8 protein-coding genes are annotated in these 8807 nt (G+C 69.4%); 5 read left to right on the top strand and 3 right to left on the bottom strand.

Annotated features, from left to right (window positions below; genetic code table 11):
- The 5 genes from K0M70_RS04485 to K0M70_RS04505 all read left to right on the top strand — a co-directional run.
- A partial coding sequence (locus tag K0M70_RS04485; RefSeq protein WP_290779822.1) for a hypothetical protein occupies positions 1-871 on the top strand: 871 nt, incomplete at its 5' end.
- Positions 872-1078: 207 nt separating this feature from the next.
- A complete protein-coding gene (locus tag K0M70_RS04490) occupies positions 1079-2377 on the top strand; it encodes an adenylate/guanylate cyclase domain-containing protein (protein WP_290779825.1) in 1299 nt (432 codons plus the stop codon).
- Complete coding sequence (locus tag K0M70_RS04495) at positions 2374-4398, top strand: S9 family peptidase (protein WP_290779828.1); 2025 nt, start codon at positions 2374-2376, stop codon at positions 4396-4398. Before K0M70_RS04490 ends, K0M70_RS04495 begins: the two co-directional genes overlap by 4 nt.
- A gap of 79 nt (positions 4399-4477) precedes the next feature.
- Positions 4478-4669 carry a DUF2892 domain-containing protein gene (locus K0M70_RS04500; protein ID WP_290779830.1) on the top strand — a complete coding sequence of 64 codons (192 nt, stop codon included), beginning with the start codon at positions 4478-4480 and terminating at the stop codon, positions 4667-4669.
- A gap of 57 nt (positions 4670-4726) precedes the next feature.
- On the top strand, positions 4727-6565 hold the full coding sequence (locus K0M70_RS04505) for a hypothetical protein (RefSeq protein WP_290779833.1): 1839 nt from the start codon (positions 4727-4729) through the stop codon (positions 6563-6565).
- A 59-nt stretch (positions 6566-6624) separates the two neighbouring features.
- Here K0M70_RS04505 and K0M70_RS04510 read toward each other — a convergent pair whose 3' ends face one another.
- The 3 genes from K0M70_RS04510 to K0M70_RS04520 all read right to left on the bottom strand — a co-directional run.
- A complete protein-coding gene (locus K0M70_RS04510) occupies positions 6625-7125 on the bottom strand; it encodes a RidA family protein (RefSeq protein ID WP_290779851.1) in 501 nt (166 codons plus the stop codon).
- A gap of 2 nt (positions 7126-7127) precedes the next feature.
- A complete protein-coding gene (locus K0M70_RS04515) occupies positions 7128-7580 on the bottom strand; it encodes a cytochrome c (RefSeq protein ID WP_290779853.1) in 453 nt (150 codons plus the stop codon).
- Positions 7577-8807 (bottom strand): flavin monoamine oxidase family protein (locus K0M70_RS04520; protein WP_290779856.1); only part of this gene is annotated, 1231 nt, incomplete at its 5' end. The genes K0M70_RS04520 and K0M70_RS04515, both read right to left, overlap by 4 nt.

Raw genomic sequence — 8807 nt, forward strand, 5'->3', positions numbered from 1 at the left:
GGCGCAAGCCGCGGCGCCGGTGGCGCCGGCCGATCCGGTGTTCACCAGCGGCAAGCAGATCGAAACCTCGCTTCGCCAGATCGCCGGCAAGGACGAGCCGATCGCGATTCTTTCCGCCATGCAGCTTTACTGGGGCGTGCGCAGCCGGGCCACGTCCAAGGGCGGCATCTGGAACAAGCACCAGTCCCGGAAGGAAATCTTTGCGCCGGTGGACAAAGCCGTCCTGGAGCGCGTGCTTTTGGCGCTTGAGTCCGACCTCGAGGCGCGCTTCGAGGCCGCCGGGTGGCAGGCCCGGACGCGCGCCGAACTCGGCGCGGACGTGCCCGAGCTCAAGGTCCTGCGCGCCGACGCCGAGCTGGGCGTTCCACTGGTGAAGTTCAAGGGTGGCGAGTACGAGCTTGATTCGGCAGTGATCGCGCTGCCTGGTGCAGGCACGCCCGATCCCAAGTCCGTCGGCAACGGCATGGCCTACATGCGCTATTTCAAAGGCAAGTCGGGCGTGAGCTTCAACGTCACCTATACCTTTGCGCCGGGCACGGTTGGCGAAACGCAGTCGCGCATGGTGGGCACTGAAGTCGGCACGGGCCTGTGGTTCGCTGCCCGCGCCGACCTGGTCGGTGCCAAGGGAGGCTGGGGCAGCGTCAACGTCGTGCCGGTTGGGCTGGTGGTGGATAACGACGTGGGCACGCTGGCCGAGATTGCCGGCTCCAAGGCCGGTCTCACCGAGAACGCGATTCGCTATGTCGGCGGCCTGGGCGCCCGTGACCGCACCGGCTACACGATGGTGCCCGACTGGGGCAAGGCCGAGGCGGCCATGCTGCGTGCCGGTCGCGCGTTCAACGCCGAGCTGGTGTTGGCGCTCGCCCAATAGGCGCGCCGCTGCCGTGGCCGGCATGGGCTGGCAAGACCCCCACGCTGCAGTTCACGACCATGAGAGGCCCCGCTCCGGCGGGGCCTTTTCCTTCGCGGGCGCCGCATGGGACGGAACGGCGAAAATCGCGCCTCAACGACAACCGTCCGATTAAGCTGGAACCCGGAAAAAAGCTGCGCTGTGCGGAGGGTCGCGATGGAGTACGGGATGCATGCGCGCCTTCTGCAATGGCAGGCGACCGCTCGCCTTGAGCATGGCAACGACCTGTCGCGCCTCCTGCATGCCTGGTGCAAGTACCTAGGTGAAGCGGGCACGCCGGTGTGCCGCATGACCCTGGCGCTGAACACGCTGCACCCGCAAATCCAGTCGCTGCGCTACGTCTGGTACGACGACGTCCGCGATCCCGGCCCGTTCCCGTCGCCAGCACTGGTGCTGCGGCGCATCCATTCTCTGGAAGGCTGCACTGTCGACGAGGCGCTGATGTCCTATGGCGCCAGGGCCACCGAGCCTCTGCGGCGCAGCCCGTTCTGGGCGCTGATGCAGGGCGAGGTTGCGCTGCAGGACTTCCCGCTGGCGCCGGGCGGCAGCTACCCGTTCCCGATCCTCGACGACCTGGCCGCGCAGGGCTGCACGCATTACCTCGCCTTCAGCCTCCCGGGCCTGGAGGCGCAGGTGAGCCTGGTGTCCCGGCAGCCGGGTGGCTTCGACCAGGCGCAGCGCGAGGTCGTGGCGGCGTCGGTGCCGGTGCTGGCGCTGCTGCTGGAGGGCCCACTCAAGGAACTGATCCTGCAGACCGTGCTGGAGTGCTACGTGGGCCATTCGCCGGGGCGGGAGATCCGGCGCGGCCGCATCCGCCCGGGTGCGATGCTGGACCTGGCTGGCGCGATCTGGTTCTCCGACATCCGCGACTATGCGATGCACTCACAGGCCCAGCCTGGCGATGTGTTCGTGGACAACCTCAATGCCTATTACGAGTGCGTGGTGAAGGCGATCCACGCCCAGGGCGGCGAGGTGCTCAAATTCATCGGCGACGCCATGCTGGCGATCTTTCCCCAAGAAGACGGCGACGTGCGCGCCCGCGTAGCCGACAGTGCCGGCGCCGGCCAGGACGCCGATGGCGCGGCCGAGGCCTGCGTGCGTGCGCTGGCCGCAGTGGAGGCGGCTACGCAAGGCCTGGCCGCGCAGGGCGTGGCCTTCGCCCATGGCGTGGGCCTGCACGTGGGCCGGTTCCAGTTCGGCAACATCGGTAGCCTGCAGCGCATGGACTTCACCGCGATCGGCAACGAGGTCAACGTCGCCGCCCGCATCGAGGCGCTGTGCAAGCCATACGGCGAACGCCTGTTGATGAGCGCCGAGTTTGCACGCCAGTGCGGCTCACCCACGCGCGAAGTGGCGCGCGTGACCCTCCGGGGCATCGCCGGCGAGTACCTGCTGCATGCGCCAATTTCTCGCATATGCTGCCCGGCGGGGCCGCCGGGCGCCCCGTCAAACGAAGGAAACCGATGAAGCACCTCGCCTTGCCGCTCCTGCTGGCCTCGCTGGCCGTCGCCCCTGCCGCCGCCGATTCCGCGCAGCCCTTCAGCGCAGAACGCAGCTGGCAGATCCAGCGCGTGGGCAATCCCGAAGTCTCGCCCGATGGCCTTCAGATCGTTGCCCCGGTGGCGCGCGCCGTGATGGAGGACGACAAGCTGCAGACCGACCTGTGGCTCTGGAGCAGCGACGGACGCGTGCAGCGGCCGCTCACCGGCGACCCGGCCAACGAAGCCACGCCGCGCTTCAGCCCCGACGGCCAGACCCTGGCCTTCATCGCCCAGCGCGACGACGACAAGGCGCCCCAGCTTTACCTGCTGCCGCTGGCCGGCGGCGAAGCGCGCCGCCTCACCACTTTCGCCACCGGCGTGTCGGTGCCGCGCTGGGCTGGCAACGGCCGCCTCGTATTCGCGTCTCGCGTCTGGGCCGACCTGCCGCTGGACCAGCAGGCCAAGCGCCAGAAGGAGCGCGAAGACTCCAAGATGAAGGCACAGGTGTGGGACGCCGGCCCGATGGCCGTGTTCGACACGCTGCAGGACGACCGCGAGGGCCATGTGTTCTCGGTGGACGTGGCCAGCGGTGAAGTGGCGGCCATCACGCTCGGCCGCGGCCTGCAGCTGCCGCGCTTCTCCCAGGGTTTCGAGGGCACGTTCGACATTTCGCCCGACGGCCGCGAACTGGCGCTTACCGCCGACAGCAACCCGGCCATCAACATCGACGACATCGACGTTTACCGCCTGCCGCTGGCGGGCGGCGAAGCCCGCAACATCAGCCAGGGCAACGCCGGTACCGACGGCAGCCCGCTGTACAGCCCCGACGGCCGCCACCTGGTGTTCCTGCAGCAGCGCGTGCCGGGCTTCTACGCCGCCAAGGCGCGGCCGATGCTGCACGAGCTGCGCAGCGGCGACACCCGCGAACTGCACGCCGGCTGGGACCGCAGCGCGTCGGGCCTGGTGTGGTCGCGTGATAGCCGCACGCTCTATGGCGCCATCGACGACGCCGGCACCACCCGCGTTTACGAGCTGCCTCTCACCGGCAAGCCGCGCGCCGTCACCGGCCAGTCCTCGTTCAGCGGCCTGTCCATGGCGCCGGGCGCGATCGCGGCGGTGCGCCAGAGCTTCACCGAGCCGCCCACCCTGGTGAGCCTGGACCCGCGCCGGGGCACCGCGCGCAAGCTCTCCACCCTCAACGACGCCCTGCTGGCCGACACCGCATTGGGCAGTTTTGAATCGGTGACCTACGCCGGCGCCAACGGCGACGACGTGCAGATGTGGGTGAACTATCCGGCCGGGTTCGATCCCGGCAAGAAGTACCCGGTGTTCGTGGTCATCCACGGCGGCCCGCACAACGGCGTCACCAACGCCATGCAGTTCCGCTGGAACGCGCAGGTGTTCAGCAGCTGGGGCTACGTGGTGATCCAGCCCAACTTCCACGGCAGCTCGGGCTTTGGCGAAAAATTCACCGACTCCATCAACCCCGAGTGGGCGCAGATGCCCTACGAGGACGTGATTGCATCGGCCAAGTGGGCCGCCGCGCAGCCCTGGGCCGACGCCGACCGCATGGTGGCCGGCGGCGGCAGCTACGGCGGCTACCTCACGTCGGTGATCCTGGGTCGCGAGCATCCGTTCAAGGCGCTGGTGAATCATGCCGGCGTGTACAACCTCTACACCCAGTACGCCGCCGACTTCGCCGGCACCGTGCCGCGCTTCGGCGGTTTCTGGGAAGAGGGGAACCGCGAAATCACCGACCGCAACTCGCCCCATCTTTCGGCGGGCAACTTCAAGACGCCCACCCTGGTCATCCACGGCCAGCGCGACCTGCGCGTGCCGGTGAACCACGGCATCGAGGCTTACCAGACCCTGCTGGTGAGGGGCGTGCCCACGCGCCTGGTGTATTTCCCCGATGAGAACCACTGGGTGCTCAAGCCGCAGAATTCGCTGTTCTGGTATTCGCAGGTCAGGCGCTGGCTGGACCTTTACAACCCGCCTGCGAACTAGGCGGCGGGCCATTTGATCCACGTCAGGCCCGCCCGCCGCTTCGGGGGCAGACTGGGCCCACTCAACCGGGAGAACCACCATGAAAACCAACGTTGGCGGCATTGATCGTGGCCTTCGCATCGCCGTGGGCGCCGGGCTCATCGCCTGGGCCGCGGCTTTCGACGGCCCGGCCCTGGCCTATCTCGGTGTGATCCCGCTGCTGACCGGCGTGTTCGGCATGTGCGGCCTGTATTCGCTGCTGGGCATCAACACCTGCCGCATCAAGAACTGACGCGCGCCGTGTAGCGGGTATCCTTGGGCCCGACAAGGCCGGGACGAACCGCTGCACGTGGACACGCATCAGGAAAATCCGCCGGGCCGCCGGGCCACCGCGGCCGGTAGAAGTGCCGCCGCGGCGCTGCTGGCGGTGTCGGTGCTGTGGCTGTGGAGCGCGCTGGCGGCGATCGCCAACCACGCGTTCCGGTATCCGGCGTTCGACCAGTACCGCTTCTATCCCAAGTATCTGGACCTGGATTTCCCGGCGTCCGCGCTGCAGCTCGAGAACGGCCACCGGCCGATCGTGCCGGCGCTGGTGCACATCGCCGAGATCCATCTCACGGCCGCCGACCAGGGCCTGCAGATCCTGCTGGGCGTGGGCCTGGCGCTGCTGACGGCCGCGGGCATCGCGCTGCCCGCCTGGCGCCAACGGCGTTCGGCGCTGGCCGGCGCCGCCGCCGTGCTGATGACGGTGCTGGCGATCTTCTGGCTGGCCAATGCCCGCATGCTGATGCACGGCAGCGAGCTGCTCAACGTTTACCTGGTCAGCGCCGCCACCGTGCTGGCGCTGGCCTGCGTGCAGGCCGCCAGCCAGGCGCGGCCGGTGGCCTGGATGGCGCTGGCGGGGCTGCTGGCCACCGCTGCCACCTTCAGTTTTGGCGCCGGCATGGCCTGCTTCCCGGCCCTGCTGCTGCTGGCGGCGCTGCGGCGGCTGCCGGCGCGCGCGTTCGTGCTGCCCGCGCTGATGTTCGCGCTGGTGGCGGTGGTCTACCTGGCGCAGCTTCCCGGCAATGACGGCGTGCGCAGTTCGATTTCGATCCAGCCCCTGGCCAACCTGCGCCTGCTGCTGCAGTGGCTGGCCTCGCCCTGGTTCCATGCCTGGCTGGGCTTTGCCGAGCCGGGCTTTTTTTCCTGGAACCCCGGCGGCACGGCCATCGAGCGCATGCTCGGTGGTTCGGCGCAGGGTGTTGCGAACGTGCTGGGCGGCGGTTGGATCGCGTTCGCCGGCGTGGCCATCGGCAGCGCAGGCCTGGCGGCTTACGGTGCGATGGTGCTGGGCGCCCTGCGCCGGCCGCTGGCGATCACTCGGCGCCGGTCCATGGGCATCGGCCTGTCCACGTTCGCGCTGGCGGTGGGCGCACTGGTCTGTGTGGCCAGGCTGCCTGCCTTCGAAGCGGTGCCGCTGCAGGTGATGGCCGACCGTTACCTGCCTTGGGTCTGCCTTTTCTGGCTGGGCCTGGGGCTGGGGTTTGGCGGCGCGCCGCTTCCCCGTTCCGGCGGTTGGCGTCCCTGGGTCACGCCGGTGGGCGTGTTGCTGCTGTTGGCGTGCCTGTGGCCCAGCCATGTCGGTTGGGCCGGCTGGAGCGCGGCGGTGCATCGCATCGTGCAGCAGTCCGCGGTGGCGGCGCAGCTGGGTATCTGGGACCCCCATCGCTTCCCGCGCACCGAGGACGCCGGGCGCGCCGAGGTCGAGCGCAGCCTGGTGCTGATGCGCGAGCGGCGCGTGGCGATGTTCGCCGAACCCGCCTACGGCCTGGTCGCGGACAACTGGCGGGCGCCGCGCGGCGACGCTTTCGTGCCGGCGGTGGCGCACGCCGCCGTGGTGCGGCGCTTCCACGACGAGCACGGCCAGCGCGAGGTGGCGGCGATCGAAGGTTGGGTGTCGCGCATCGAGCACCGCCCGCGCCATCCCGTGCTGGTTGTGGTGGATGCGCAGGGCGCGATCCGCGGGCTGGCCAAGTTCAGCTTCATCGGCCCCGCCAAGGCGGCCCTGCGCCTGAACGTCCCGGCCAAGCGCGGCTTCGACGGCTATGTGGTCGATCCGCGCCCGGGTGAGGCGCTGCGTGTCCTGGTGCTGGACCCGCACACGCGGCAGGTGCTGGCGCAGGTGCCGTTCGCGCCGGGCGGCTGATCTTCCGGGCACCGCGTCGCCGGCGAACGAAGTCCCGGCACGCTTACCGCCGCGAAAAGTTATTCCGGCGCACTGGGCCGCACGGCGGTGACTTCGATCTCGACCAGGAAGCCGGGGTTGGCCAGCGCCGCCACCTGCATGGTCGAACGCACCGGCAGGTTCGGCTGCTTTTCGGTGCCATAGAACTGGCTGTAGCCCTTCATGAAGCCGCTGAAATCCATCCGGCCTTCCAGCGCCGGGTCGCCCACCAGGAACACCTGCATCTTCACCACGTCGCCCAGGGTCAGGCCCAGGCCCTTGAGCTGGTTCTCGATGGCGGTGAGCACGCTGACCGTCTGCGCCTGGGTGTCGCCGTAGGCGGCCGGCGTGTTCGCGGGTGCGTTGGCGTCGGCCAGCGGCGGCACCATGCCGCTCAGGTAAACCGTGGTGGCGCCGGCGGGCACTTCCACCGCCGCGGCGATCGGGAAGGTGCTGTTGTTGGGCAGCTTGTGGCGGACCACATCGGCGGCCATCGCCCACGACGGCGCCAGCAGCAACAGGGACAGGACGATCTTGCGCATGCTCAGTTTCCTTCTGCGGAGCGGAGTGCGCGCACGTCGGAGGCCGTGACGGTGTCGGGGTAACGGTTGCCGAACTGCGTGCGCAGGTAGTTCACCACATTGGCCACCTGTTCGTCGGTGAGCCAAGTGGATGGGAAGAATCCGCCCGGCGCCTTGGCCCGGTCGAAGGCGGGCATGTTGCGCCGACCGCCCAGGATGGTCACCACCACGTACGGAGCCGAGGCCAGGTTGGGGTTGCCGGCGAAGGCCGGGTATTGGCCGGCGCCGGCAGCGCCCACGCCGCCCGGCATGTGGCAGCCCTGGCACAGCTGGGCATAGATATCCTCGCCGCGGGTGACGCCGAGCATGCCGGCCGGGTCCGGCGCGGCGGCTTCGTCGGCCAGCGACGGTGCCGCGAAGCTGGTGGCCACGGCCAGCAGCACGACGCACCATCGGCGCGGCCATCGTGTCTTCATGCCGCGCGGCTCCCGGCCAGGGCCCGCTGGTGCAGGCGGGTGATGGCATCGTGCGCCGAGGTGACCGCGCCTTCCTGCCAGGCGGGCAGGAAGGACGCGTGTTCGCCGGCCAGCACGATGCGGCCGTCGAACGCGCACAGGTTGTCGTAGTGCTGTTCGCGGCTCTGGTCGGTCCACAGCCCGAAGCAGCCCAGGGTGAACGGCGAACGGTGCCAGGCGACGGACACGCCGCTGTCGAACTCGGCGTCGTACTGCGGATGGATCTGGCGGCCCTGCGCCACGGCTTCGCGCACGCGCTCGCCCGGCGACAGGGACGTGAACCGCATTGCCTCCGTGCCCCACAGGTAGCCGCCAAGCAGCACACCCTTGCCGCTGCCGTGGTAGCCGTGGCTGGGGTAGCTGATGTTGCCGATCGGCAGGTCGGTGTAGCTGATGCCGCCGTAGATGTGTTCGTCCTCTTCCCAGAAGCGGCGCTTGAACTGCAGCCCCACCTTCACCGATGCGGCATAAGGCACGGCATTGACAGCCGCGCCCATGGCGGCGCCGACGTTCATCGGAATCTGGCCCAGGATCGACAGCGGGATCGTGCACACGCACCAGTCGGCCTGCGCGACGTGGCGGCTGCCGGGCTGCCCGGTGTCTTCGTAGGTGGCGCGCACGCCGTGCTCGTCCTGGTGGATGTCCAGCACCCGCGCGTTGAACCGGATCAGGCCTTCAAGCTCGCGCGCGAAGGCCTGGGCAATGCGGTCCATGCCGCCCACCGGCTGCAGCAGCGTGCCCTGCATTTCGTAGAGGTCGGCGATGGGCAGCATGCCCCACAGCTCCGAGCCCAGCAGGTCGGACAGCCCGACCGGGGTGGATGGCAGCGGGCGACCGCCCAGGCCGCCGCCGGGATCCTTGTTGAAGCCGCGGCGCTCGCTGCTGAAGTTGGACTTCACGTACCGGTAGTCGGCGTCCAGTGCGCCCCACCACTGCAGCGAGGCCAGCAGGATTTCCTGGTCCTGTGCGCTCAGCGGCGCGTCGAGCTTGCCGCCTTGGCTGGCCTTGGCCAGCAGTTCGGCTACGTGGCCCTGGTAGTCGGCCTTCACCGCGCGCATGCGCTGGGGCTTGCCGCCGAAGGCGCGGTGGCTGTGCAGGTAGGCGTTGTAGTTCACCTGCACGAAGTTTTCCAGCGGCACGCCCAGCTGGCGGCAATAGCCGAGGATGCCGTGGTGGTGGTGCGGCAGG

This window comes from Arenimonas sp. (assembly GCF_019459675.1).
Taxonomy (GTDB): Bacteria; Pseudomonadota; Gammaproteobacteria; order Xanthomonadales; family Xanthomonadaceae; genus Arenimonas.

Excerpts from the sequence above, each read along its gene's own strand:
- K0M70_RS04510 (WP_290779851.1), bottom strand. The coding sequence starts at position 7,125 with ATGCGCAAGATCGTCCTGTCCCTGTTGCTGCTGGCGCCGTCGTGGGCG.
- K0M70_RS04495 (WP_290779828.1), top strand. The coding sequence starts at position 2,374 with ATGAAGCACCTCGCCTTGCCGCTCCTGCTGGCCTCGCTGGCCGTCGCC.
- K0M70_RS04515 (WP_290779853.1), bottom strand. The coding sequence starts at position 7,580 with ATGAAGACACGATGGCCGCGCCGATGGTGCGTCGTGCTGCTGGCCGTG.
- K0M70_RS04490 (WP_290779825.1), top strand. The coding sequence starts at position 1,079 with ATGCATGCGCGCCTTCTGCAATGGCAGGCGACCGCTCGCCTTGAGCAT.
- K0M70_RS04500 (WP_290779830.1), top strand. The coding sequence starts at position 4,478 with ATGAAAACCAACGTTGGCGGCATTGATCGTGGCCTTCGCATCGCCGTG.